The organism is Azospirillum sp. B506 (assembly GCF_000333595.1).
Taxonomy (GTDB): domain Bacteria; phylum Pseudomonadota; class Alphaproteobacteria; order Azospirillales; family Azospirillaceae; genus Azospirillum.
Genome location: NZ_BADK01000011.1, coordinates 1 through 24,553 on the forward strand (window position 1 = coordinate 1; position 24,553 = coordinate 24,553).

Annotated in this window: 25 protein-coding genes, 1 tRNA gene, 1 other RNA gene and 1 pseudogene; 20 read left to right on the top strand and 8 right to left on the bottom strand. The window is 68.0% G+C overall.

What is annotated here, in order from left to right:
- The 4 genes and pseudogenes from I71_RS00275 to I71_RS00290 all read left to right on the top strand — a co-directional run.
- Positions 1-583, top strand: a pseudogene (locus I71_RS00275) (ornithine carbamoyltransferase); the annotation flags it as partial.
- Positions 584-749: 166 nt separating this feature from the next.
- Positions 750-1,691, top strand: coding sequence for an Hsp33 family molecular chaperone (locus tag I71_RS00280; protein ID WP_042688594.1), 942 nt, complete (start codon positions 750-752; stop codon positions 1,689-1,691).
- Between the two features lie 128 nt (positions 1,692-1,819).
- Complete coding sequence (locus I71_RS00285) at positions 1,820-2,416, top strand: hypothetical protein (RefSeq protein ID WP_042688595.1); 597 nt, start codon at positions 1,820-1,822, stop codon at positions 2,414-2,416.
- An 84-nt stretch (positions 2,417-2,500) separates the two neighbouring features.
- Positions 2,501-2,755: a hypothetical protein gene (locus I71_RS00290; RefSeq protein WP_042688596.1), complete on the top strand. Its 255-nt coding sequence runs from the start codon at positions 2,501-2,503 to the stop codon at positions 2,753-2,755.
- Positions 2,756-2,859: 104 nt separating this feature from the next.
- Here the strand turns inward: I71_RS00290 and I71_RS00295 are convergent, their stop codons facing one another.
- Positions 2,860-4,752, bottom strand: coding sequence for a potassium transporter Kup (locus I71_RS00295; RefSeq protein WP_083896868.1), 1,893 nt, complete (start codon positions 4,750-4,752; stop codon positions 2,860-2,862).
- Between the two features lie 202 nt (positions 4,753-4,954).
- On the opposite strand from I71_RS00295, the gene I71_RS00300 reads away from it, so the two are divergent.
- The 6 genes from I71_RS00300 to I71_RS00325 all read left to right on the top strand — a co-directional run bounded on the left by I71_RS00300 (position 4,955) and on the right by I71_RS00325 (position 11,931).
- Positions 4,955-6,052 carry a diguanylate cyclase gene (locus tag I71_RS00300; RefSeq protein ID WP_042688598.1) on the top strand — a complete coding sequence of 366 codons (1,098 nt, stop codon included), beginning with the start codon at positions 4,955-4,957 and terminating at the stop codon, positions 6,050-6,052.
- Between the two features lie 167 nt (positions 6,053-6,219).
- Complete coding sequence (locus I71_RS00305; RefSeq protein WP_042688599.1) at positions 6,220-6,786, top strand: hypothetical protein; 567 nt, start codon at positions 6,220-6,222, stop codon at positions 6,784-6,786.
- Between the two features lie 26 nt (positions 6,787-6,812).
- Complete coding sequence (locus I71_RS00310) at positions 6,813-7,334, top strand: hypothetical protein (protein WP_042688600.1); 522 nt, start codon at positions 6,813-6,815, stop codon at positions 7,332-7,334.
- 116 nt (positions 7,335-7,450) lie between these two features.
- Positions 7,451-10,702: an error-prone DNA polymerase gene (locus I71_RS00315; RefSeq protein ID WP_042688601.1), complete on the top strand. Its 3,252-nt coding sequence runs from the start codon at positions 7,451-7,453 to the stop codon at positions 10,700-10,702.
- Positions 10,703-10,834: 132 nt separating this feature from the next.
- Positions 10,835-11,212, top strand: coding sequence for a VOC family protein (locus I71_RS00320; protein ID WP_042688602.1), 378 nt, complete (start codon positions 10,835-10,837; stop codon positions 11,210-11,212).
- Positions 11,213-11,235: 23 nt separating this feature from the next.
- Complete coding sequence (locus I71_RS00325) at positions 11,236-11,931, top strand: YafY family protein (protein ID WP_042688603.1); 696 nt, start codon at positions 11,236-11,238, stop codon at positions 11,929-11,931.
- A gap of 6 nt (positions 11,932-11,937) precedes the next feature.
- Here the strand turns inward: I71_RS00325 and I71_RS00330 are convergent, their stop codons facing one another.
- Together I71_RS00330 and I71_RS00335 are read right to left on the bottom strand one after the other, a co-directional pair.
- Positions 11,938-12,561: a ParA family protein gene (locus tag I71_RS00330; protein WP_042688604.1), complete on the bottom strand. Its 624-nt coding sequence runs from the start codon at positions 12,559-12,561 to the stop codon at positions 11,938-11,940.
- Positions 12,562-12,572: 11 nt separating this feature from the next.
- Entirely contained in the window at positions 12,573-14,177 is a 1,605-nt protein-coding gene (locus I71_RS00335) for a CYTH and CHAD domain-containing protein (RefSeq protein WP_042688605.1), read from the bottom strand.
- Between the two features lie 317 nt (positions 14,178-14,494).
- Between I71_RS00335 and I71_RS00340 the strand changes: the two genes are divergently transcribed.
- The 6 genes from I71_RS00340 (at position 14,495) to recR (ending at position 19,570) form a co-directional block, all read left to right on the top strand.
- Positions 14,495-15,688, top strand: coding sequence for a phosphoglycerate kinase (locus I71_RS00340; protein ID WP_042688606.1), 1,194 nt, complete (start codon positions 14,495-14,497; stop codon positions 15,686-15,688).
- A 202-nt stretch (positions 15,689-15,890) separates the two neighbouring features.
- The gene (locus I71_RS00345; protein ID WP_042688607.1) at positions 15,891-16,277 is read left to right on the top strand and encodes a hypothetical protein; all 387 of its coding nucleotides are present in this window, start codon (positions 15,891-15,893) and stop codon (positions 16,275-16,277) included.
- 218 nt (positions 16,278-16,495) lie between these two features.
- An RNA gene (ffs, locus tag I71_RS35415) (signal recognition particle sRNA small type) lies at positions 16,496-16,593 on the top strand.
- Between the two features lie 104 nt (positions 16,594-16,697).
- Complete coding sequence (locus I71_RS00350) at positions 16,698-18,590, top strand: DNA polymerase III subunit gamma/tau (protein ID WP_049975827.1); 1,893 nt, start codon at positions 16,698-16,700, stop codon at positions 18,588-18,590.
- Between the two features lie 3 nt (positions 18,591-18,593).
- Positions 18,594-18,917, top strand: coding sequence for a YbaB/EbfC family nucleoid-associated protein (locus tag I71_RS00355; RefSeq protein ID WP_012975075.1), 324 nt, complete (start codon positions 18,594-18,596; stop codon positions 18,915-18,917).
- Positions 18,918-18,976: 59 nt separating this feature from the next.
- The gene (gene recR, locus I71_RS00360) at positions 18,977-19,570 is read left to right on the top strand and encodes a recombination mediator RecR (protein ID WP_042688608.1); all 594 of its coding nucleotides are present in this window, start codon (positions 18,977-18,979) and stop codon (positions 19,568-19,570) included.
- A 26-nt stretch (positions 19,571-19,596) separates the two neighbouring features.
- Here the strand turns inward: recR and gluQRS are convergent, their stop codons facing one another.
- A complete protein-coding gene (gluQRS, locus tag I71_RS00365) occupies positions 19,597-20,454 on the bottom strand; it encodes a tRNA glutamyl-Q(34) synthetase GluQRS (protein WP_042688609.1) in 858 nt (285 codons plus the stop codon).
- A gap of 75 nt (positions 20,455-20,529) precedes the next feature.
- Positions 20,530-20,697, bottom strand: a complete 168-nt coding sequence (locus I71_RS38660) for a hypothetical protein (RefSeq protein WP_199902068.1) — start codon at positions 20,695-20,697, stop codon at positions 20,530-20,532.
- Positions 20,698-21,127: 430 nt separating this feature from the next.
- Here I71_RS38660 and I71_RS00370 point away from each other — a divergent pair, with 430 nt between their 5' ends.
- A complete protein-coding gene (locus I71_RS00370) occupies positions 21,128-21,691 on the top strand; it encodes an HNH endonuclease (protein WP_042688610.1) in 564 nt (187 codons plus the stop codon).
- Positions 21,692-21,754: 63 nt separating this feature from the next.
- Here I71_RS00370 and I71_RS00375 read toward each other — a convergent pair whose 3' ends face one another.
- Together I71_RS00375 and I71_RS00380 are read right to left on the bottom strand one after the other, a co-directional pair.
- Entirely contained in the window at positions 21,755-22,375 is a 621-nt protein-coding gene (locus tag I71_RS00375; protein WP_375731152.1) for a demethoxyubiquinone hydroxylase family protein, read from the bottom strand.
- Positions 22,372-22,962: a disulfide bond formation protein B gene (locus I71_RS00380; protein ID WP_244433527.1), complete on the bottom strand. Its 591-nt coding sequence runs from the start codon at positions 22,960-22,962 to the stop codon at positions 22,372-22,374. The genes I71_RS00375 and I71_RS00380 overlap by 4 nt, the downstream gene beginning before the upstream one ends.
- 198 nt (positions 22,963-23,160) lie before the next feature.
- Here I71_RS00380 and I71_RS00385 point away from each other — a divergent pair.
- Positions 23,161-23,245 (top strand) — tRNA-Leu (locus I71_RS00385).
- A 65-nt stretch (positions 23,246-23,310) separates the two neighbouring features.
- Here the strand turns inward: I71_RS00385 and I71_RS00390 are convergent.
- On the bottom strand, positions 23,311-23,664 hold the full coding sequence (locus tag I71_RS00390) for a carboxymuconolactone decarboxylase family protein (RefSeq protein ID WP_042688612.1): 354 nt from the start codon (positions 23,662-23,664) through the stop codon (positions 23,311-23,313).
- Positions 23,665-23,802: 138 nt separating this feature from the next.
- Here I71_RS00390 and I71_RS00395 point away from each other — a divergent pair, with 138 nt between their 5' ends.
- Together I71_RS00395 and I71_RS00400 are read left to right on the top strand one after the other, a co-directional pair.
- Positions 23,803-24,201: a rhodanese-like domain-containing protein gene (locus I71_RS00395; RefSeq protein WP_049975828.1), complete on the top strand. Its 399-nt coding sequence runs from the start codon at positions 23,803-23,805 to the stop codon at positions 24,199-24,201.
- Positions 24,202-24,289: 88 nt separating this feature from the next.
- The gene (locus I71_RS00400; protein ID WP_042688613.1) at positions 24,290-24,505 is read left to right on the top strand and encodes a hypothetical protein; all 216 of its coding nucleotides are present in this window, start codon (positions 24,290-24,292) and stop codon (positions 24,503-24,505) included.
- Positions 24,506-24,553: the final 48 nt, after the last annotated feature.

Genomic DNA, 24,553 nt, shown 5'->3' on the forward strand with positions numbered 1-24,553 from the left:
GCTGGCGGCCCATGCCAGCATCCCGATCATCAACCGCCTGACCGACCAGACCCACCCCTGCCAGATCATGGCCGACCTGATGACCTTCGAGGAGCATCGCGGTCCGATCGGCGGCCGGACCATCGCCTGGATCGGCGACTGCAACAACGTCGCGGTCAGCTGGGCCCATGCCGCCGTCCGCTTCGGCTTCGAGCTGCGTCTGGCCTGCCCGACCGTCTACGGCCCGTCGCCGGAGTTGCTGGCCTGGGCGGAGCGCGAGGGCAACGGCCGTCTGGTCGTCACCGACAGCCCGGAAGAGGCGGTGCGCGGGGCCGAATGCGTCATCACCGACGCCTGGGCCTCCATGCACAACACCGACGTGGACGAGCGTGCGGCGATCCTCGCCCCCTATCAGGTGAACGAGGCGCTGATGGCGCATGCGCATCCCGAGGCGCTGTTCATGCACTGCCTGCCGGCCCACCGGAACGAGGAAGTGACCGACGGCGTGATCGACGGCCGCCATTCGGTGGTCTGGGACGAGGCGGAAAACCGCCTGCACGCCCAGAAGGCCATCCTCGGCTGGTGCATGGGCGTGCTGGACTGACGCTCGGCACCCGATACCGCCTGTCATGCTCCGATTTGGCCCTCTCCCACCCCGGGGGAGGGCCAAACTCGCATGGGTGCCCTGCCGGTCTTGATTCGGCCCCTCCGCACCCCGATCTTCGGCCCTACGCCTGCATCACCGGTCTCTGTCTTAAGGAATGCGCCCTATGGACGATCCGTCCGTCCGCCCGCTCACCGATGATTTCGTCCTGCCGTTCCAGATCGAGGCGTCGCGCCTGCGCGGCCGCATCGTCAAGCTGGGGCCGGCGATCGACGAGATCCTGACCCGCCACGACTATCCGCCCACCGTCGCCCGCTTCCTGGCGGAGACGGCGACGCTCGCCGTGCTGCTCGCCAGCATGCTGAAATACGAGGGCATCTTTACCCTCCAGACCAAGGGCGACGGGCCGATCCGCCTGATGGTGGCCGACGTCACCTCGGTCGGCGACGTGCGCGCCTACGCCCAGTTCGATCCGGAAGCGCTGGCCAAGGCCGAACGGGACGTCGACATCGCCCCGGCGGCGGCGCTGCTGGGCAAGGGCTACATCGCCTTCACGGTGGACCAGGGTCCGGACACCGACCGCTACCAGGGCATCGTCGAGCTGTATGGCAAGACGCTGACCGACTGCGTCCAGCATTACTTCCGCCAGTCCGAGCAGATCGACACCGGCCTGACCGTCTCGGTCGACCGCGCGGCGCTGCCGGACGGCTCCTTCGGTCCCTGGCGCACCGGCGGCATCATGGTCCAGCGCCTGCCGCAGGAACAGGGACTGACCGCGTCGGACAACGAGGACGATTGGCGCCGCGCCATGGCGCTGATGGCCAGCGTGTCCGGCGACGAGCTGCTGTCGACCGACCTGCCGGCCGCCGACCTGCTCTACCGCCTGTTCCACGAGGACGGCGTGCGGGTCTATGAGGGGCACGCGCTCCGCTTCGGCTGCCGCTGCTCGCGCGAGCGGGTGGAGACCATGCTGCGCAGCCTGCCCCGCGACGAGGTGCAGGAGTTGAAGATCGACGACGGCCGGGTCGAGGTGACCTGCCAGTTCTGCTCGACCGACTACCACTTCACCGACGCGGATCTCGACCGCGTGTATGGACCTGCCTCCTGACGGGGAATATGGTCTCACACCAGCGCGTTCATGGGGGCGCGGGGCCCGCGCCGCGCCCCTTTCTTTTGCCCTGACTCGATGATCCTCAAACCCAGGCTGCCAAACGCAGCCCAAGAACCGGAGCCCCCATGCTGTCGCGTCGCCTTGCTCTTGCCGCCGGAATGGCCACCCTCCTGCTTGCCGCCTGCCAGAGCGCGCCGCCGCGGCCGGCGCCGCGCCCGGTCGATTTCTCCAATTTCGGACCGATCGTCCTGAATGCCGGAACCATCGACGTGGTCGACGCCTATCGGCCGACCGGCGGCAAGCATGTGGAGGGCCGGTCCGCGGTTCCGCCGGCCGAGGCGGTGCGGCGCTGGGCGGCGGAGCGGCTGCAGGCGGCCGGCGGGACAGGCCGCGTCCGCGTCACCATCCGCGACGCCAGCATCGTCGAGGTCCAGTTGCCGACCAAGAAGGGCATCACCGGCTATTTCACCAACGATCAGGCCCAGCGCTATGACGGCCGGATCGAGGTGGAGATCACCGGCGAAGTGCCGGACACCGGCAACGGCGGCTTCCGCGGCGTGACCCGCTCCACCGTCACCCAGTCCACCACGGTGGCGGAGAACATCTCGCTGGCCGACCGCGAGGCCACCTTCCTCGACATCACCCGCCGGATGATGGAGGACCTGAACGCCCGCCTGGATGCCGGCATCCGCAAGGATCTGGCGCCGATGGTGCGACGGTAAGTTCCCGGCCCTGACCTCTTTTCCGGAAAGTGGCCCGGGCTTTGCGGTGGGGCACCCGACGTGTTGTCAGAACGGAGAGTGCCCATGCCGAAATTCGACCTTTACGTCGTCCGGCCGCCGGAGGGATCGGCCACCATCACCGCCATTCCCGAGGAAAAACAGCAGGCGTCCCAGGCGGCGCTCCGCAATCTCAGCCGCTCCGGCTGCGTCGTGAAGTCCTTGGGCGGCATCGATCTGTGCTTCGTCAAGAAGTCGGAGGCGCAGATCAAGCTGGAACTGGCGGTGCGGCAGATGTTCGCCGCCTCCGCCTACAAACCGCCGGTGTCCATCGTCTGGTGAAGACCGTCCGGTAGCGGCGTGAGGCGGGCGGCCTTCGGGCGGGGGCGGCAGAAACTGCCCCCGCCCGCCGCCGCCATCGGCAAAACCGGCCGGAAGACTCTGCCTCAAATTTCCAGCTGCATGCCCAGCTCGACCACCCGGTTGGGCGGAATGCAGAAATACTCCGACGCGCTGGACGACAGCTTCGACAGGAAGATGAACAGCGGTTCCTGCCAGCGCGGCAGGCCGACCTTGCCGTGGCTGCGGATCAGCGTCTCGCGGCTGACGAAATAGGTGGTTTCCATCGGCTCGAACGGCAGGCCGGGAATGCGCCGGATCTCCAGCGCCTGCGGGATGTCGGGTTCATCCTTGAAGCCGAAATGGACGATAAGCCGGAAAAAGCCGGCGGACAGCGCCTTCAGCTCGAATCGCTGCTCGTCGGGAACATGGGGCACGTCCTCGATGTCGACGGTCAGCAGCACGACGCGCTGGTGCAGCACCTTGTAATGCTTCAGGCTGTGCAGCAGTCCTGGCGGCAGGCCGCGCGGATTGCCGGTCAGGAATACGGCGGTGCCCGGCACACGCTGCACCGATCCGCCCTTCAGCCGCTCCAGCAGCATGTCGAAGGGCAGCGCATCCTCGGCCAGCCGCTTGCGCACCACCTCGCGCCCGCGCCGCCACGTCGCCATCAGCAGGAAGACCAGGGCGCCGACCACCAGCGGGAACCAGCCGCCCTCCTCCACCTTGACCAGATTGGCGAGGAACAGCGCCATGTCGACGCTCAGGAACACCGCCAGCGCCAGCACCGCCTGCCACAGTTTCCAGCGGCCCAGCGAGCGCGCGACCTTGTAGGCCAGCAGAGTCGTCGCCACCATCGTCCCGGTCACCGCGATGCCGTAGGCGGCGGCGAGGTTGCTGGAGGTCTGGAAGCTCAGCACCAGCAGGATAACGCCGGCCAGCAGCAGCCAGGTCAGCTGCGGCATGTAGATCTGGCCCTTCTCGTGCTCCGAGGTGTGCATCACCTCCATCCGCGGCAGATAACGCAGATGCATCGCCTGCAGCGTCACCGAATAGGCGCCGGAGATCACCGCCTGCCCGGCGATGATGGTGGCGGCGGTGGCCAGCAGCAGCAGCGGCACCTGCGCCCAGTCCGGCGCCAGATGGAAGAAGGGGTTCTCGATGGCTTCCGGTTCGTGCAGCAGCAGGGCGCCCTGGCCGAAATAGCACAGCAGCAGCGACGGCAGCACGATCGTGTACCAGGCGCCGCGGATCGGCTTGCGGCCGAAATGCCCCATGTCGGCATAGAGCGCCTCGGCCCCGGTCACCGCCAGCACCACGGCCCCCAGCAGCAGGAAGCCGTGCCAGCCATGGTTGAACAGCATCTCCACCGCATGGCCGGGCCACACCGCCCCCAGCACGCCGGGATAGCGGATGATCTGCCCCAGCCCCAGCGCCGCCAGCGTCAGGAACCACACCAGCATCACCGGGCCGAACAGCTTGCCGACCCGCTCCGTTCCGAATCGCTGCAGCACGAACAGCCCGACCAGGATGGTCAGCGTGATCGGGATGACGTAGCTGTCCAGGGCGGGGGCGACGACATGCAGCCCCTCAACCGCGCTCAGCACCGAAATGGCGGGGGTGATCAGGCTGTCGCCATAGAACAGCGAGGCGCCCATCACGCCGATCGCCATGACGGCCCCGGTCCGCCGGTGCCCCGGCCGCATGCCGCGCAGCGCCAGCGCTGTCAGCGCCAGGATGCCGCCTTCGCCCTGGTTGTCGGCGCGCATGATGAAGATGACGTACTTCACCGTCACCGTGATGATCAGCGCCCAGAAGATCAGCGACAGCACGCCCAGGATGACCTCCGGCACCAGCGGAAAGCCGCCGCCCTCGGTCAGGCATTCTCGCAGCGTGTAGAGCGGGCTGGTGCCGATGTCGCCATAGACGACACCCAGCGCCCCCAGCGCGAGCGCGCGCAGCTTGGCCGCATGCTCCCGCCCGTCCATGCTTGCTTCCATACCCGGTTTGCTCCGATCGTTTCCACACGCACGGCCATGCCTAAGGTGGCTTGCGGTCGCCGCGCAAGCCCCGAATGGCGAAACGCGCCGCCGGCCCGGCCGATCCCCCGTGATTTTCGCTTTGCTGGGTGCAAAACGATATAGGGCGGGCGCGACGCTCGGCACCGTTGCATCGGCGGCAAGAGCATGCTTCCCTCCGGACGTGCAGTGTGGACAGTTCCGAGCCGGCAGCCATGTCCACGATTTCCTGTTCGCCTCGGACGAGTCTCCCGACCCGCAGGATGCGTCCTCCGGAGCGGACGCTCCAGATGCCGCCGACGCGGCCATTCCCCCCTGGCTGGTGCTGGTCGCCGACGACGAGCCGGAAGTGCATGCGGTCACCCGGCTGGCGCTCGCCCGTCTGCGCTTCCGCGACCGCCCCGTCCGCCTGATCGACTGCACCAGTGCGGCGGAGGCGGAGCGCATCCTGCGCGACACCCCGGACATCGCCGTCATCCTGCTCGACGTGATGATGGAGACCGAGGATGCCGGCCTGCGGCTGGTCCGCCGAATCCGCGAGGATCTGGGGAACCGCGCCGTCCGCATCGTCCTGCGCACCGGCCAGCCGGCCCGCGTGCCGGAGGAGGAGTTGGTCATCGCCTATGAGATCGACGGCTATACGGCCAAGACCGAGCTGACGTCCCGCCGGCTGTTCACCAGCGTGGTCACGGCCCTGCGCGCCTATGCCGAGCTTGCGGCGCTGGAACAGCGTCTGGCCGAGCGCAGCCGCGCGCTGGAGGAGGCGACCGTCCGCCTGAACCGCATGGCGACGCTCGACCCGCTGACCGGCGTGTGGAACCGCCGCCGCTTCCTGGAACTGGCGGCGGCGGAGCTGGCGCGGGCGCGGCGCTATGGCCGGCAGTTGAGCGTCTTCCTGCTCGACCTCGACGGCTTCAAGACGGTCAACGACCTTCATGGCAGCGCCATCGGCGATGCCGTCCTGCGCGCGGTGGTGAGGCGGGTCCGCGCCGCCTTGCGCATCTCCGATCACATCGCCCGGTCTGGCGGCGAGGAATTCGTTGTGCTTCTGCCGGAGACCGACGGCGCCGGCGCCGCCGTGGTGGCCGAACGGGTGCGCAGCGCCCTGGCCGACAGCCCGATCCTGGTGGAGGAGCGGGCGATTCCCGTCACCGCCAGCATCGGCGTCGCCAACTGGCTGCCGACCGAACCCGGCGTCGAACAGACCCTGCACCGTGCCGAAGATGCGCTCCGAACCGCCAAGCAGGCGGGCCGCAACCGGGTGGAACGCGCGCCGGGGTGAGGCCGCGCGGCACCATCCCCGACGCCGGCCCCCGACGCCGGCCCTCGATGCCGGCATGTTTCATGTGAAATGTCGTTGCAGCGCCACGATTGAACCGCGGCGAGCCAGGGGGTACTCCTAGTGATGGAAGCATCCAACCGGATGGCATTCCGGACCGGGGGTCGCAGATGTGGCAGGACTACACCAACGCGCTGATCACCGCCTTCGGGCTGTCGGGCCTGGGATTCGGCATCGGTAAGCTCGTCATCGTGATGGGGGAGCGCGCGATCGAGCGCCGTCACGGATCGGAGGGCGTACGCGATGTCATCGCCCGCCGCGCCAAGATGGAGACGAAGTTTGAGGCCCGCCGCGGCGACCGCATCCGCGAGCTGAAGGAGCTGGACGGCGCGGTCGAGGATATTCTGCGCCGCCGGAAGGTGATGGAACGTCAGGTCGAGGACGCACGCCAGTCCGGCGAACGGCTGGTCCGCCTGATCGGCGAGGAGGTCGAGGGCTGCCCCTGCTACGTCGCCATGGTGGTGAACAAATATGTCGGCACCGGCGCCGCCCAGCAGAGCCAGCACTCGCTTGTCGATTCCAGCTGGGCCCAGCCGCAGATGATCGAGGTCTGGGCCAGGTCGATGGCGGAAGCGCGGACGGAGATCGAGCGGCGCTACCCGCCCGCCTTCGGCTATGCGGTGACGCGGATGCAGGAATTCCTGTCCGCCGATACCCCCGTCGCCAAGGCCAGTTGAGACTCCGAGTCGGGAGCGGATCCGCCATGGACAGCATGCCTTATATCTTCGCCGGTCTGGTCGGCCTCGCCTCGCTGGCGGTGTCGCTGCTGCTGGCGCTCCGCCGGCTGAAGACGTCGGAGGAACGGATCGCCACCGCCGTCGCGCGCAAACAGGCCCAGGTGGAGCGGATCAGGAAGGTCGCCCGCGTCACGCTCCAGCAGGCCCGCGACCTGCGCGACGCCCGCCGCCGTAAGGCGATGGCCGAACTGGGCTGCGAGGATCTCGAACAGCGCCTGAAGGCGGCCGGCGCCAGCGACCGCCGCATCTATGTGCTGGACGACCGCCGCACCCAGAACGACCAGGGCTGGCTTCTGCGGGTGGTCAACATCGAATATGGCACCCGCGTCAATGCGAACCTCACGGCCACCGCGCTCGGCAGCTGGAAACGCGGTCGCCGATTCCTGGTCTGGGCGCTGGACGAGAAGAAGGCCCGCGAAAAGGTCCACTCCCGCCTTCCCGAGAATAAGGGCTTCACGGTCATGGGCGTCGAATCCTATCTGGGATAGCCATCGACCTTCCATCGCTCCTAGCCCAGCCCATCCTCGCCACAATAATGACATAAGTCCCATTTCTGGACTATCATCCCCGTGCGCATCCATCACCCGCGCCGGAGAGCCTTGCCATGATCCGCTACGCCGAACTGCAGGTCGCCACCAGCTTCAGTTTCCTGGAGGGGGCGTCGCACCCTGACGAGCTGGCGATGACGGCGGCGGCGCTCCGTCTGGCGGCGGTGGGGGTGACGGACCGCAACTCGCTGGCAGGCGTGGTGCAGATGCATGCGGCGGCGAAGAAGGCGGGCATCCGGCCGCTGATCGGCTGCCGGCTGGACCTGACCGACGCCGACAGCCTGCTGGCCTATCCGACCGACCGCGCCGCCTATGCCCGGCTGTCCCGGCTGCTGACTCTGGGCAAGATGCGGGCGCCGAAGGGCGAATGCTTCATCGCCCGCGCCGACGTGCTGGCCCATGCCGAGGGCATGCTGTTCCTGCTGCTCGGCCCCAACCAGCGGGACGGGTCGTTCCTGCGCGACCTGCGCGCCTGGCGCGGCGGGCTGGCGCGCGGGCAGCTCTATCTGGCGGCGAGCCACCGCTACCAGGGCGACGATGCCCGCCGGCTGCGCTGGCTGGCCGGGTTGGCGGAGGCGGAGGGGGTGCCGCTGGTCGCCACCAACGACGTGCTCTATCACGGCGCCGGCCGGCGGGCGCTGGCCGACGTGATGACCTGCATCCGCCACCACACCACCATCGACGAGGCGGGCTGGCGGCTGTCCGCCAACGCCGAACGCCACCTGAAACCGGCCGCCGAGATGAGGCGCCTGTTCCGCGACCATCCCGACGCCGTCGCCCGCACGGTGGAGATTGCCGAAGCCTGCCGCTTCTCGCTGGACGAACTGCGGTACGAATATCCCGACGAGGTGGCGGAGGGCCGCGACCCGCAGGACAGGCTGGTCGCCCTGACCTGGGAGGGGGCGGCCAAGCGCTATCCGCCCGACCGGTTCCCCGACGGCATTCCCGACACGGTGCGCCATACGGTGGAGCGCGAACTGGCCCTGATCGCCGAGCAGCGCTATGCCCCTTACTTCCTGACCGTCCACGACATCGTCCAATTCGCCAGGGAACGGGACATTCTCTGCCAGGGGCGCGGCAGCGCCGCCAATTCCGCCGTCTGCTATTGCCTGGGCATCACCTCGGTCGATCCCACCGAGGTCGATCTGCTGTTCGAGCGCTTCATCTCCTCTGCCCGCGGCGAGCCGCCGGACATCGACGTCGATTTCGAACATGAAAAGCGCGAGCAGGTGATCCAGCATATCTATAAGAAATATGGACGTCATCGCGCCGGGCTGACCGCCACCGTCATCCGCTACCGCGCCCGCAGCGCGTTGCGCGAGGTCGGCAAGGCGATGGGGCTGTCGGCCGATCTGGTGGCGCGGCTGACCGGTTCGATCTGGGGCTGGAGCAGCCAGGGGGTGGACGAGGAGCGCGCCCGCAAGCTCGGCGTCGACCCCGACGACCCCAGGCTCAAGCGCACGCTGGAACTGGCCAATGAGCTGATCGGCTTCCCCCGCCACCTGTCGCAGCATGTCGGCGGCTTCGTCATCACCCGCGGCCCGCTGTCCGACCTCTGCCCCGTCGCCAACGCGGCGATGGAGGATCGCACCACCATCGAGTGGGACAAGGACGACATCGACGCGCTGAACATCCTGAAGGTCGACGTGCTGGCGCTTGGCATGCTGACCTGCATCCATCGTGCCTTCGACCTGATCGAGCAGGTGCATGGCACACGCTGGACGCTCGGCACCCTGCCCCAGGGCGATCCCGCGGTTTACGAGATGCTGGGGCGGGCCGACAGCCTGGGCGTCTTCCAGGTCGAAAGCCGCGCCCAGATGAGCATGCTGCCGCGGCTGAAGCCGAAAAAATTCTACGATCTGGTGATCGAAGTCGCCATCGTCCGCCCCGGCCCGATCCAGGGCGGCATGGTGCATCCCTATCTGCGCCGCCGCAGCGGAGCGGAGGAGATCACCTACCCGATGCCGGCGTTGGAGCCGGTCCTCCACAGGACGCTGGGCGTCCCGCTGTTCCAGGAGCAGGCGATGAAGGTCGCCATGGTCGGCGCCGGCTTCACCGCCGAGGAGGCCGACCAGCTGCGCCGCGCCATGGCGGCCTTCCGCAAGACCGGACAGGTCCAGCGGTTCCATGACAAGTTCATCGCCGGCATGACCGCCAACGGCTGCGCCCCCGCCTTCGCCGAGCGCTGTTTCCAGCAGATCGAGGGGTTCGGCGAGTACGGCTTCCCCGAGAGCCACGCCGCCAGTTTCGCCCTGCTGGTCTATGTCTCCGCCTGGATCAAGCGCCACCACCCCGCCATCTTCGCCGCCGCCCTGTTGAACAGCCAGCCGATGGGCTTCTACGCCCCGGCCCAGATCGTCCGCGATGCGCAGGAGCATGGCGTGACGGTGCTGCCGCCGGACGTGAACCTGTCGGACTGGGATTGCGCGGTGGAGGTTGTGTGCAAGGTGTCGCCCCAATCCCTTCTCCCCCCCGGGGAGAAGGTTAGGATGAGGGGGTTCGGCAACGCCGAAGGGATCCCCGAAGCGGATCCCCCTCACCCCAACCCTCTCCCCGGGGGGGAGAGGGAGATAATCCTCCGCCTCGGCCTCCGCCTCATCAAGGGCTTCACCGAAGCCCACGCCGAGTCCCTCGTCCTCTCCCGCGCCGGCGGCTACCGCGACCCTTACGATTTGTGGCGCCGCGCCCGCCTGCCGGTCGAAGCACTGGAAAAGCTCGCCAAGGCCGATGCCTTCCGCTCCGTGGGCCTCGACCGCCGGGCGGCCCTGTGGGCGGTGCGGGCGCTGGGCGACCAGCCGCTGCCGCTGTTCGCGCGGCTGGACGGCCCGATGGCCGAGGAAGCGCAAGCCCCATTGCCGGCCATGGCGCTGGGCGAGCATGTGGTCATGGACTACACCAGCCTGTCGCTGTCGCTGAAGGCCCACCCGCTGGCACTGCTGCGCGACGGCCTGCCCGGCATCACCCCGGCGGAGCGGCTGATCCGGACGCGCGACGGCCGGCGCCTGACCGCCGCCGGTCTCGTCCTGGTCCGCCAGCGCCCGGGCAGCGCCGAGGGAGTCGTCTTCATCACGCTGGAGGACGAGACCGGGATCGCCAACCTCGTCGTCATGCCGGAAGCCTTCGAGACCTTCCGCCGCCCGATCATGACAGCCCGGATGCTGGCCGCCACCGGCCGGGTGCAGAACCACGAAGGCGTCGTCCATCTGCGGGTGGAATCGCTGATCGACCTGACCCACCGGCTGGCCGAACTGACCGGGGAGCACCAGCCTGCGGCAGGACCATTTCCCAAGGGCCGCAATTTTCATTGACTGGGGCCAGCCATTTTAATTCGGCCAACCGATTGCTCCTGACATCACGCTGTCAGGAGGGGGTGTGCTATCAAGAGGGCGTGCCGGCACGAACCACGAACATCTCCCTCCCCTCTGTCAGGAGCCATTCCGATGACCATCCCGCATGTCGTCACCTGGTTCGAGATCCCGGTCACCAACCTCGCCCGCGCCGTCCGCTTCTACGAGACCGTCTTAACCGTCCAGATGGTGCAGGAGCCTTGCCCGAGCGGCATGGTCATGGCCGTCTTCCCGGCCGAAGGCACCGCGGTGAAGGGCTGCCTGATCCAGCACGAGGCCTGCAAGCCAAGCGCCGACGGCAGCACCGTCTACCTGAACGGCGGCGACGACCTGTCCGCCCCGCTGGCCCGTGCCGAGCAGGCCGGCGCCCGCATCGTCGTGCCGAAGACGCTGATCAGCCCGGAAATCGGCTATTTCGCCCAGTTCATCGACAGCGAGGGCAACCGCGTCGGCCTCTATTCGATGCACTGATCCTCTCTGCCGGATCAGCCGCCATGCGCCGCGCCGACCGCCTGTTCCAGATCGTCCAGCATCTCCGCAAGGGGCGGCTGGTGACGGCTGCCGAGCTGGCGCGGTGCCTGGAGGTGTCCGAGCGCACCGTCTACCGGGACATGCGCGACCTCGCCTCCTCCGGCGTGCCGGTGGAGGGCGAGGCCGGCGTCGGCTATCTGCTGCGCGACGGCTACGACCTGCCGCCGCTGATGTTCACCCGGGACGAGGTGGAGGCGCTGGTCGTCGGCGCCCGCCTCGCCCGCGCCTGGATCGGCGGCGCACTGGCCGATGCCGCCGCCCGCGCGCTCGACAAGGTGGAGGCGGTGGTGCCGGAGGCACGGCGGCGCGAACTGGCCGACAGCCGCGTCTTCGTGCCCGACTTCTCCTTTCCCGCCCCCTTGCGCGAGCGGATGGACGTGCTGCGCTGCGCCATCAACGCCAGGCGCGTGGTGCTGTTCGACTACCGGCGCGAGGACGGCACCCATTCCGCCCGCGCGGTCCAGCCGCTGGGCCTGTTCTTCTGGGGCCGGGTGTGGACGCTCGGCGCCTGGTGCGAGCTGCGCGAGGAATTCCGCAGCTTCCGCATCGACCGCATGGAAACACTGACGGCCCTGGAGCGCCGCTTCGACGAGATCCCCGGCCGCGGCCTGGACGACTATCTCGCCCTCTGGCGCCAGGAGGGTTGTCCGCGGGGGTGAGGCGCCTCAAACCCCGTCGATGTAGCTCAGCAGCGGCTGCCAGTCGCCGCGATGCTCGGCGGCGCGCTTGCCCGGCATGTCGAACAGGCTGAGGCCGCTTTCCGCCGCGTCGGCATAGATCTGGCTGTCGCGCAGCCGCGTCACCACCTGATGGCCGATGCCGCCCAGGAAGCGGTCGAGCCGGTCGGCGGCCTTGGTGCGGGCGCGCATGCGGTTGCCCACCACCGCCACGACGGTCTTCTTCTTGGCGATCCGCTTCAGCTCGTCGAGCTTGACCAGGAAACGCTGGGTCGCCTGCTCGTCGAAGGCGCCGGGCAGAACCGGCAGCACGACGATGTCGGCCATCTTCACCAGATCCTCGATCTGCTTCGTCTTCAGCGCGGCCGGCGCGTCGATCACCAGCCGCTTGGTGCCGCGCGGCGTGTCGGTGAAGTCCTTGGCCCAGTCGAGCCCGACCAGGGCCGGCACCTTCTCCGGCCGGCGCTCCAGCCAGCCGAGGGAGGAGCGCTGACGGTCGACGTCGGCCAGCACGGTGGGCAGGCCGGACGCGGCGGACGCGGCGGCAAGGTGGGTGGCGACGGTCGTCTTGCCGCAGCCGCCCTTGATGTTGGCGACGAGGATCGTGAGCATGGCCGTGGACTCTACACCCCGGCGTCCGGCTTCGACCAGAAATGCTTGGTGTCGAGGAAATCATGCCACAGGGCGACCAGCGCCGCCTCGGTGTCGGCCACCCCGCGGGCATGCCAGCCGATGACGATGCCGGCGGCGCGCGGCTCGCCGGGGGCCGAGCGGCTGCCGTCGTCATGCAGCTCGTGCAGAAGCCGGGTCGCCGTCGCCACGTCGTTCAGGTGTCCCAGCGCATCCTGGAAGGCGGCCATCTGCTGGATGTAGCGGCGCACCGGCTTGTCGTCATACAGGCTGCGGAAGAACTCCACGGCATAGCGCAGCTTCTTCAGGGCGATGCGCAGCTGGTGGCGCTGGGCCACCGGCAGATGGGCGAAGCCGTGGCCGGCCCGTTTGGCCTTCTTGTGGCGCTTGTTCAGCAGATGGTCGGCCAGCCCGATCACCGGCTGGAACAGCCGCACCGACTCCTCGCTGACCGGCTGGTCGCGCCAGCCTCGCTTCTCCACCCAGCTGCCGACGCCCAGCAGGAAGGCGGTGTAGCGGTCCGAGCGGATCGCCTCGCGCACGCCCTCATAGGCGCGCAGCCGCTTGGCTTCCGCCGCCGCCGCCAGCGCGTCCAGATCCTCGACCGCCGAGCGGCCATGGCCGTCGGCCTTGTGGAAGGCGTCGCGCACCGGGGCCAGCAGCTCCTCGCCGAACACGTCCCAGTCGCGCGCCGGCCCCAGACTGCCGGCCAGCCATTTGATCTCGCCGACCAGCCACAGATACTGCGCGGCCGGAATGAAGGGCCGGAACAGCGCGGTGGCCGAGCGCAGCCGGCGCAGGGCGACGCGCATCTGGTGCACGCCCTCCGGATCCTCGCCGGCCAGCGTAACCGCTTCGTTCGCCACCATATGGGCGAGGCAGGCGCGGACGATGCGGGCGACCGCCCCCTCCACCGTGGTGTCGGCGTCGAGCAGCAGCTTTTCCGCCTTCAGCGCCTTGTCGGCCGTGCCGTTGGCCAGCGCATGGCCGCGTTCCGCCTTGGTCCGCATCTCCAGCCGCAGCGGGGCGGCCTTGGCAAGCTCCTGCGCCAGATCGAAGAGCGCGGCGGGCGTGCCGCTTTTCAGCTCCAGCTCCACCTCGCACAGGTCGGTGGAGCGGCCATCGGGCAGCTCGATCCGGCCGCGGTCGAAGGCGACCTCGATGACGGTGGCGTCGCTGCCCTCGCCCAGCGTCACGTCCTGCGTCGTCCGTTCGACGATGGAGGTGAAGATCGGCCGCAGCTCCGAGTCGCTGAGCGGGCCCAGCAGCTCGATGGCGTCCGCGTCCGCGATCAGCGTCAGGTCGGGAGCGGCGGAGGTCACCGCGCATTCCCATTCGCCGCGGCCCAGCCCGTCCTCGTCGGGAGCGGACTTGACCGTCTGGACGAAGCCGTCGCCGGTCTTGCGCACCCGCAACGTCACCTTGCGCGCGGCGAGCCGGCGGTCCTCGGTGTCGTAATAGGTGCTTTCCAGGGTACGTGTCGCCGCCGGGCCTGTGGCCCTGTCTGCGATGGCGGAAGCGGCGCGCAGCCTGTCGAAGTCTTCCGGCTTCGCCGCCAGCTTCAGTTCCGTCTCGCGGTTGATCTCGGCCTCAGCCATCGCCTGCGCTTCAACCCCCGTTTTGCGGCCCATTGGCCTACAGTTGGGTGTTTGCACAGCCCATGGACAGGGTCAAGTTACGGAAATGTTGCAGGAGCCTGCGATTGCGGTGCCCCCGCCCCTGCATCACGCAGCGTTCCGGGACAACCGGACTGAAGTTTCGCATACGAAGCTTCGTATACGTGGTTGCAGGGTCATTATGCCCCATTTCACCCCACCCCTGGGGCGTTGCAAAGCGTGCGGGGCTGTGATTGGGTTCCCGCAAACTGAAACGGGCTGCCCCGACGGGGACTGGCCATAATTTGGGAAGTGCGACGATGACCGATTTCAACACGATCGACGACCTTGAGGTGAGCGGCAAGACGGTGCTGGTCCGCGCCGACCTGAATGTTCCGATGCAGGACGGCAAGGTGTCCGACACCACCCGCATCGACCGCCTCGCCCCCACCCTGAAGGAGCTGTCCTCCAAGGGCGCCAAGGTCGTCGTCCTGTCGCATTTCGGCCGTCCGAAGAACGGACCGGACGCCAAGAACTCGCTGCGCAACGTGCTGGACGCTCTCAGCGCCGCCGTCGGCCAGAAGGTCGCCTTCGCCGAGGATTGCATCGGCGAGAAGGCCAGGGAGGCCATCGCCAAGGTGCATGACGGCGCCATCGTGCTGCTGGAGAACACCCGCTTCCACGCCGAAGAGGAAAAGAACGACCCGGCTTTCGCCAAGGACATGGCCGCGCTGGGCGACCTCTACGTCAACGACGCCTTCTCCGCCGCCCACCGCGCCCATGCCTCGACCGAGGGCGTCGCCCGCCTGTTGCCGAACGCCGCCGGCCGCCTGATGGAAGCCGAGTTGAAGGCCCTGACGCTGGCGCTGGAGAAACCGGAGCGCCCGGTCGCCGCCGTCGTCGGCGGTGCCAAGATCTCCACCAAGCTGGAGCTGCTCGGCAACATGGTCCGCAAGGTGGATCTGCTGGTGCTGGGCGGCGGCATGGCCAACACCTTCCTGTTCGCCCAGGGCACCGATGTCGGCGCCTCGCTGTGCGAGAAGGACATGGCCGACCAGGCCCGCGCCATCATGGCGACCGCCAAGGAGGCCAACTGCGAGATCCTGCTGCCGAAGGACTTCGTCGTCGCCAAGGAGTTCAAGGCCGGTGCGGCAAACCGCGTCGTCGCCTTCGACGCCATCGGCGCTGACGAGATGGCGCTGGACATCGGTCCGGCCACCGTCGAGTTCCTCGGCGTGAAGCTGCAGGGCGCCAAGACCGTGGTGTGGAACGGCCCGCTCGGCGCCTTCGAAATTCAGCCCTTCGACGCCGGCACCAACGCGGTGGCCGGTCTGGTCGCCGCCCGCACCGAGGCCGGCGGTCTGCTGTCGGTGGCCGGCGGCGGCGACACCGTCGCGGCGATGGCCCATGCCGGGGTCGAGGACAAGTTCACCTACGTGTCCGCCGCCGGCGGCGCCTTCCTGGAATGGCTGGAAGGCAAGGAACTGCCGGGCGTGGCGGCGCTGAAGAAGTAACGGACGTCCGGTCCGACAGGTGCGGAAAGGGGGGTGCCACAGCGCCCCCCTTTTCTTGTCCGGCTGGTCTCGGAGGGCAGAAGCCTTTGTGGCGAATCGTCTTGATCCGTCAAGGCGTTAAAAGACTTTTTTCCTATTAATCGCCCTAAAAATCCTAACTACGGTATTTGAAAGACGCCAAACCTAACAGGAGGCGTTGCCCATGAAGACCGCTTTTGCCGCTTTCCTCGCTGCGCTGACCCTCGCCACCGCCGCCCATGCGGCCGAGCCGATCGGCGGTTCCTTTCTCTCGACGGTCGACACCGTGGCGGCCAAGACCCTGATCACCGGTTCGACCAATACCAACGGTCTTTATCTGCGGACCATCACCACCGGCTGCGCCATGAACCTGACGGTCAGTGTGGTTCCCCCCGGCACGGGTGCCGCCGCCCGGCCGATCGTCGCCTGTTCGCCCAGTTCCAGCACCATCACGGGTTCGGCGACGCTACCCAGTCCGCTGTATGTGCCGGCGGGTTGGTCGGTCACGCTCAATACGTCAGCCGGCTATCTCTACAGCTTCTACATGACCTACGACCTCGCCGGCCAGTGATCCGGCGCAGGCCTTCGCCGGAAGGGGGGAGGTGCTGCGGCACCTCTCCTCGCTTATCCCACCAGCCGACCGGACGCGGGCAGCTCCCTTTAGGACCAATTATGGCCGGAACCATAAATTATAGTCCGGAATATAATTGCCCATAATCTGCCACGCCGCCCCCGCACCCAAACCGTTTCCCCTTGCATCCGCCCACACGAATGGTCATAAAAGCGCCGGGAGACTGGCGTCGGACGAGTCCCTCGCCAACCCGGTCAGGTCCGGAAGGAAGCAGCCGCAACGAGTTACGGCTCGGGTCGTTCGTCCAGTCTCCCACCCTCTGCAAAAATTGCCAGCACGAAACAGACGGCGACAGCGCGGTGCCGGGACGCTATCCTGCGGCCCGAAATTCCCCTCCCGTCGTTTCGACAGGCCAGCCGCGTGACCGATACCACAGCCGAAATCACCGCCGCCTCCGCTCCCGCCACCGGGCAGGCTTACCGGGTGCTGGCGCGCAAATACCGGCCGAAGACCTTCGACGAGCTGATCGGACAGGACGCGCTGGTCCGCACCCTGACCAACGCCATCCAGTCCGGCCGCATCGCCCAGGCCTTCATGCTGACCGGCGTCCGCGGCGTCGGCAAGACCACCACCGCCCGCATCATCGCCCGCGCGCTGAACTGCACCGGTCCGGACGGCACCGGCGGGCCGACGGTCAGCCCCTGCGGCGTCTGCGACAATTGCCGCGCCATCGCCGAGGATCGTCACGTCGACGTGATGGAGATGGACGCCGCCAGCCACACCGGCGTCGACGACATCCGCGAGATCATCGACGGCGTGCGCTACTCGCCCGTTTCGGCGCGCTACAAGCTCTACATCATCGACGAGGTCCACATGCTGTCGAAGAGCGCGTTCAACGCGCTGCTGAAGACGCTGGAGGAACCGCCGAGCCATGTGAAGTTCGTCTTCGCCACCACCGAGATCCGCAAGGTGCCGGTGACGGTGCTGTCGCGCTGCCAGCGCTTCGACCTGCGCCGCGTCGACGCCCAGGTGCTGAAGGAGCATTTCACCCGCGTCACCGCCCTGGAAGGCGCCGAGATCGAGGGCGACGCCGCCTCGCTGATCGCGCGCGCCGCCGACGGATCGGTGCGCGACGGGCTGTCGCTGCTCGATCAGGCCATCGCGCTGGCCGCCGGCACCGTCACCGCCCAGCAGGTGCGCGACATGCTGGGTCTGGCCGACCGCACCCGCGTCATCGACCTGTTCGAGGCCGCCGTCTCCGCCAAGCCGGCCGAGGCGATGGACATCCTGTCCGACCTGCACCGCGTCGGCGCCGATCCGGTGGTGATCCTCCAGGACCTGCTCGACCTCGTTCACAACCTGACCCGCCTGAAGGTGGTGCCGGACAGCGCCAACGATCCCTCCCTGCCGGAGGCCGAGCGCACGCGCGGCGCCAGCCTGTCCTCCAAGCTCGGCATGCCGGCGCTGACCCGCGCCTGGCAGCTTCTGCTGAAGGGGCTGAACGAGGTGCAGGCCGCCCCGGTGCCGCAGCAGGCGCTGGAGATGGTGATCGTCCGCCTGTCCTACGCCGCCGACCTGCCGACTCCGGGAGAGCTGATCCGCCAGTTCCAGGCCCAGCAGGCGAATGGCGGAGCCAACGGTGGAGGGGGCACCCCGATGGGCCGCGGCCCCGGCGGCGGTGGACCGGTCGCCGTCACCACTCAGCCATCCTCCATGGCGACCCACGCCGTCGCCCGTTCCATCGGCTCCGCCCAGCCGCAGAGCGCTCCCGTGGCTCAGGCGGCCCCCACCCCCATGGCCACTCCGGCCCCCAGTGCGGCCGGAGAGGAGCTGTCGCCGATGCCGCACGACTTCCGTGCGCTGGTGCAGCTGTTCTCCGACCGGCGCGAGGGCGCGCTCTACGGCTATCTGATGGAGACGGTGCAGCTGGTCCGCATGGAGCCGGGCCGGCTGGAGCTGAAGCTCCGCCCCGCCGCCCCGCCGACGCTGCCGGCCAAGGTCGGGCAGTTCCTGACCGAATGGACCGGCCAGCGCTGGATCGTCGCCCTGTCCGAAGGCGCGGCCCAGCCGACGCTGGCCGACCAGGACAAGGCCGAAAAGCGCCGCGCCTGGGCCGAGGCGGAGGTCAACCCGGTGGTGCGCGCCGTGCTCGACGCCTTCAGCGGCGCCAAGATCATCGACGTCCGCGACCTCGCCGAAGTTGCCGCGGCGGAGAGTGCGGCGGTTGCGGATGACGGCGAGACACCCGATTTCATGGTTCAGCAGCAGGACGATGGGGTCTATTACCCCCTCGACGACGAAGGAGAGTACTGACCGATGAAGAATATCGGCAACATGATGAAGCAGGCCCAGCAGATGCAGGCCAAGATGCAGGAAATGCAGGCGAGCCTGGAGCAGGTCGAAATGACCGGCCAGAGCGCCGCCGGCATGGTCGTCGTGACCGTCAACGGCAAGAGCGAGATGAAGAAGGTCAAGCTCGACAAGTCCGTCGTCGATCCCGAGGACGTCGAGGTTCTGGAGGACCTGATCGTCGCCGCCTTCAACGACGCCAAGCGCAAGGTCGAGCAGCACGTCGCCGAGGAAACCTCGAAGATGATGGGCGGCCTGAAGCTGCCGCCGGGCATCAAGCTGCCGTTCTGATCTACAGTCTTTTGTGAGAATCCCCTCTCTCCGGAGGGGAGAGGCGGATTTGCACATCGATGATCGGACCTGAAATCGAACGCCTGATCCAGTTGCTGTCCAAGCTGCCGGGGCTCGGCCCCCGGTCGGCGCGGCGGGCGGCGCTGCATCTGATGAAGCGGCGGGACAGCCTGCTGGTGCCCCTGTCGGAAGCGATGGCGGCGGCCGGCGAATCGATCCGCGCCTGCTCCGTCTGCGGCAATCTCGACAGTCGCGACCCCTGCACCGTCTGCTCCGACCCCACCCGCGACCGCTCGGTCATCTGCGTGGTGGAGGATGCCGGCGATCTGTGGGCGTTGGAACGCACCCGCGCCTTCCGCGGCACCTACCATGTGCTGGGCGGCCTGCTGTCCGCTCTCCAGGGCGTCGGTCCCGACGACCTGAACATCGCCGGCCTCGCCGAACGCGCCAAGGACCCGGCGGTGCGCGAGATCATCCTGGCGTTGAACGCCACCGTCGACGGCCAGACCACCGCCCATGTGGTGACCGACCGCCTGACCGACTCCGACGTGTCGGTCTCCCGCCTCGCCCACGGCGTGCCGGTCGGCGGCGAGTTAGACTATCTCGACGACGGCACGCTGACCGCGGCGCTGAAGGCCCGGCGGCCGCTGTAGCTCCGCCGGCCTCGCCAGGAAACGTCCTATCCCGGAAACCCGGCCAGCGCCCGAACCTCGGCCGGGCTGCGGCCCTCGTCGCGGAGCGAGCGCAGCGACTGGGCGCGGTCGCGCTTGGCCAGCCGCTCGCCTGCCGCGTTCCGCAGCAGGCCGTGATGGTGGTAATCCGGCGGATCGTAGCCCAGCAGCGCCTGCAGCAGCCGGTGCAGATGGGTGGCGAAGAACAGATCCTCGCCGCGGGTGACCAGTGTCACGCCCTGCAGATGGTCGTCGACGGTGACGCTGAGATGATAGCTGGTCGGCGTGTCCTTGCGCGCCAACACCACGTCGCCCAGCAGCTCCGGCGCCGCGGTCTGCCAGCCCTGCCCCCGGTCGTGCCAGCGCAGCGGTCCGGTCAGCCGCCGGGCGGCCTCCACATCGAGTCGCAACGCCCAACTGTTACCTTGGGCGTCGCCGCGCCCGATCCGCTCGCCGCGTTCCTCTAGCGACCGGTGGCGGCAGGTGCCGGGATAGAGCGGTCCGTCAGGCCCATGCGGCGCCGCACCGGCCCGGGCGATCTCGGCGGCGATGTCCTTGCGGGTGCAGAAACAGGGATAGAGCACGCCAAGCGACTCGAGCCGGGCCAGCGCGGTGCGGAAATCGTCGAAATGATCGGATTGGCGGCGGATCGGGCCGTCCCAGTCGAGGCCGAGCCACGCCAGATCCTCGATCAGGTCGCGCTCATGCTCCGGGCGGCAGCGGTTGGGGTCGATGTCCTCGATCCGCAGCAGGAAACGACCGCCAGCGCTGCGGGCAGCAGTCCAGCCGAACAGCGCGGAATGGGCATGTCCCAGATGCAGATGCCCGGTGGGGCTGGGGGCAAAGCGGGTGACGAGATCGCTCATCCCCGCTTTATAGCGGATCGCGCGCCGGACCGGGCGCGGGATGTGACGGGCAGATGTCAGATGTAGGGGCAGATGTCAGATGTAGGGATTGTCGCGGATCGGCTCGACCGGGATGTCCTCGCCTTCCAGATACAGCGCCAGCCGGCGGCGCAGCTCGCGGTCGAAAGCGTCGATGCGGATCTGGCGCTCACGCTCCTCGCGTTCACGGCGCTTCTGGGCGAGATCGATGATGACGGCGGTCATGGCGGGCTATCCTCAGGGTCGCGTCCGGCCGGCGCGGCCGGCGGGGTCTGCTTGGATCAACGAGGCCCACCATGGCGCCGTCATGGTTAACGAGGGGTAAGCGCGCAAGGCGAGGTTCTGGTCTTTCCGCCGATGTCACAGCCCCAGCGCGTGGTGCCGGCATGGCGATGCCTCCGTGGAGGTTGACCGCGCCCCTCCCGCTCAAACGCTGGCGGGCGATGGCCACAGCGCGAAAAAGGTTACACAACGGTGAAGAAATTCGGGCGCACCGGGTCAACATATTGAGTCCGGGCGCTCAATCCACTATGTATCTGGTTGTCCCGGAGGGCGATTTTCCGCCGGGGCGCAGCTGACACGACCCCCGCGCACGAAGCCGCAGCAGTGTCGCGTGCCGGGATCCAGACAACGGTTACAGACAAGGGAGTGGCCATTGGCTCCACCACCCGATCACTGTCCGGCTCTGGTGCTGAACGCGGATTTCCGCCCGCTCAGTTACTTCCCCTTGTCGCTATGGTCCTGGCAGGAAGCGGTCAAGGCGGTTTTTCTCGAACGGGTCAACATCGTATCGCACTATGACCGGGTCGTCCGATCCCCCAGTTTCGAAGTCCGGTTACCCAGCGTCATCTCGCTGAAAGAGTTCATCCCGGCCACGCGCCGCCCGGCCTTCACCCGCTTCAACGTCTTCCTGCGCGACCGCTTCACCTGCCAGTATTGCGGCCGCCCCTTCCCCACCCACGACCTGACCTTCGACCATGTGATTCCGCGCTCCCGCGGCGGTCGGACGACGTGGGAAAACGTCATCACATCCTGTTCGGCCTGCAATCTGGCGAAGGGCGACCGCCTTCCCCACGTCTGCGGCATGATCCCTCTCAGTCCACCCTTCCAGCCCAGTGCCTACGAGCTGCAAGAGAACGGACGCGCCTTCCCGCCAAACTTCCTCCATGAAAGTTGGCGGGATTTTCTTTATTGGGATTCGGAACTGGACCCGATGTAGGGCCGTTGCAGGGCCGCTGCTGGTTGTGGATGCAGCGGGTTCGGTGGGGGGCACTTCGCCCCCCTACACCCTCTCGGCCACCCAGATCACCGCCCGGGTGCCGGCCTTGATCGCCGCCGACAGCAGCGGATAGCCCGCCGCGCGCTCCGCCTCGTTCTGCAATCCGATGTCGCGGTGCTCGACCTCTTCCGCCTGGAACTTGCGGATGCTGTCGGACAGCTCCTGCTCCTCGGGGCCGAGATGCTTCAGCTGCGACTCGTAATGCTCCTCGATCACCTCTTCCACCGCCACGGTGCAGGCCATCGCCGCCCGTTCGCCCAGCACCGCGGTGCCGGCGCCCAGCAGGAAGCCGGTGACGTGCCACAGCGGCTGCAGCAGCGTCGGCCGCACACGGCGGCGGTTCAGCTGCTTTTCGAAATATTCGAGATGGACCAGCTCCTGTTCCGCCATGTGGCGCAGGGTCTTGCCATGGCGGCCCTTGCCCATGACGGCGATCTGGCCCTCATAGATGCGCTTGGCACCATATTCGCCGGCATGGTCGACACGGACGATGCGCGCCATCCGGTCGCGCCGCGGCAGGTCGCCGGGCAGAGACCCCGGCAGCGCACCACGGCTCGAATGGGGGCTCGAATTGGGGCTCGTATCGGGGCGGGTGACAGCGGCGGGAGACGTCGTTTCACTCACAATGCGGTCCTCGACACCGGGGTGCGGGTATAGGCGATGCGTGCGGCGACGAAGGCGTAGGCCGCCAGCGCCAGCGAGATCGCCACATTGTAGCCCGCCATCGAAATCCCGAACAACGACCACGCCACCTCGTCGCAGCGGGTGACCGGGGCGGCCAGAACCTGGGCGCGCAGAGCCTCCAGCGAATTGGCCGCCGCCGACCCGCCACAGGACGAGGTGCCCTCCCACCAATGCTGCTCCACCCCGACATGGTAGGCGGCGATGCCGGCACCGGCCAGCAGGGCCAGCCCGCTGACCACCAGCAGGGCGTCGCCCAGCCCCTTCCAGCGGCGGAACAGCCAGGTCACCAGCCCCAGCACCATCACCGCCACATAGGGCCAGCGTTGCATGATGCACAGCACACAGGGCTGGTAATTCAGCACGAACTGGAAGAACAGGGCCGACAGCAGCACCCCGGCGCTGGCCAGCGCCAGAAGCAGGGCGGCGATTCGGGGCTCGTCGAAGATGCGGGCGAGGAGGGGCTTGGTCGTCATGGCCGACAAGGTAGCGCGTGCGAAGCCGTTCGGCCAGTCGTCCGCAACGCCCAAGCCATTCCTGCGACGGCATGACAGGGGCCATGGCGGCATCGGGGAATAAGCGGCGCCGCAGCGGCGTCATCCGGGGTCGGGGCAGAGGTTGACCCCGGAACCGGAGCCGGGGCCGCAGGCGGCCGAACGGAGATGTTCCGACGCCCCGATCTTTTGCCCTTTCCGTTTCCGGACTGTTGCGTTAGAAGAGGCGTCGCTGCGGGCGTGGTGAAATTGGTAGACGCGCCGGACTCAAAATCCGGTTCCGCAAGGAGTGTCGGTTCGAGTCCGACCGCCCGCACCACCTTCCCTCTTCATGGGATCGCTTTTACCGGTCGATCGCCTTCTACCGGCGGACCGGGGGTCAGGTCAGCCGGCCGCCTTTTCGGCGAACTGGTCGAATGCTTCGACCGCCTGGGCTGCATACATCACCGACGGTCCGGCGCCCAAATAGACCGCCATCCCCATCGTCTCCATCACCTCGTCGCGGGTTGCCCCCTGTTTCAGCGCCGCTTCGGCATGGAAGGCGACACAGCCGTCGCAACGGATCGCCACGGCGATGGCCAGCGCGATCAGTTCCTTGGTCTTGGTGTCGAGCGCATTGGCCTTCAGTGCAGCCTGGGCCATCCCCGAAAAAGCCTTCATGACATCCGGAGCGCCGCCGCGCAGCTCGCGAATGGCGCCGGACAGTTCGCCGGTCATCTGCGGCCAGTTCTTGTGCATGGTCGTCTCCTGTCTTCGATTGGTGCCGGCCGACCCGGTCCCGCGTCGGCAAGCCCGTCGGTCATTGACTTTAAATTAGGATAATCTAATTTATTGTCAACACCCCCTCCCGCTTTCCCCTATGCAGGACCACAGACCATGACCCTGTGTTCGCTATTCCGCCGCCTGATCCCTGCCGCTCCGTCGGACGGCCAGAGGGCCGATGGGCAAAGCGGCGCCGGCCGCATCGACCGGATCGATCCGACGACCGCGATCGGCTGGCAGGCCAAGGGCGAGGCGGTGATCGTCGATGTCCGCGAACCGCATGAGCACGCCGCCGGCCACATCCCCGGCGCCATCCTGAACCCGCTGTCACGGTTCGACCCGTCGCGCGTCCCGACCGAAGCGGGCAAGCATCTGATCTTCCATTGCCAGGGCGGCATGCGTTGCGGCCCGGCTGCCGAGCGCATGATGGCCGCCGGCCACACCGGCACCATCAACCGTCTGAGCGGCGGCTTTGCCGCGTGGGTGAAAGCCGGCGGTCCGGTGGAGCGCTGACCGAACGGCGGCTCGCCGATGCCACTGGTCTGCGGTCAGCAACCGACGTATGACTCCGTCTGCCACAGGCAGATGCAGAGACTGTCGAATGAAGCCCGTGCCCTCCTCGACCTCCTCTTCGATCCTCATCGACGACGCCGGACCGCAGACCTTCACCCTCGCCGTGACGTTCGACGGCCAGCGGTTCGAGTGCGGCAATTACATCAGCCGTGCGGCGGCGATGCAGGCCGGGCGCCTGTTCCTGCAACGCAAGGAGGGGGAGGCCGCCAATGGACGGACGAAACGCAAGCCCGGCAAGGGCTGAGGGCCGGCGCCCAATGCCCGAGCCTCCTCCGCCAGACAACGACCGGAC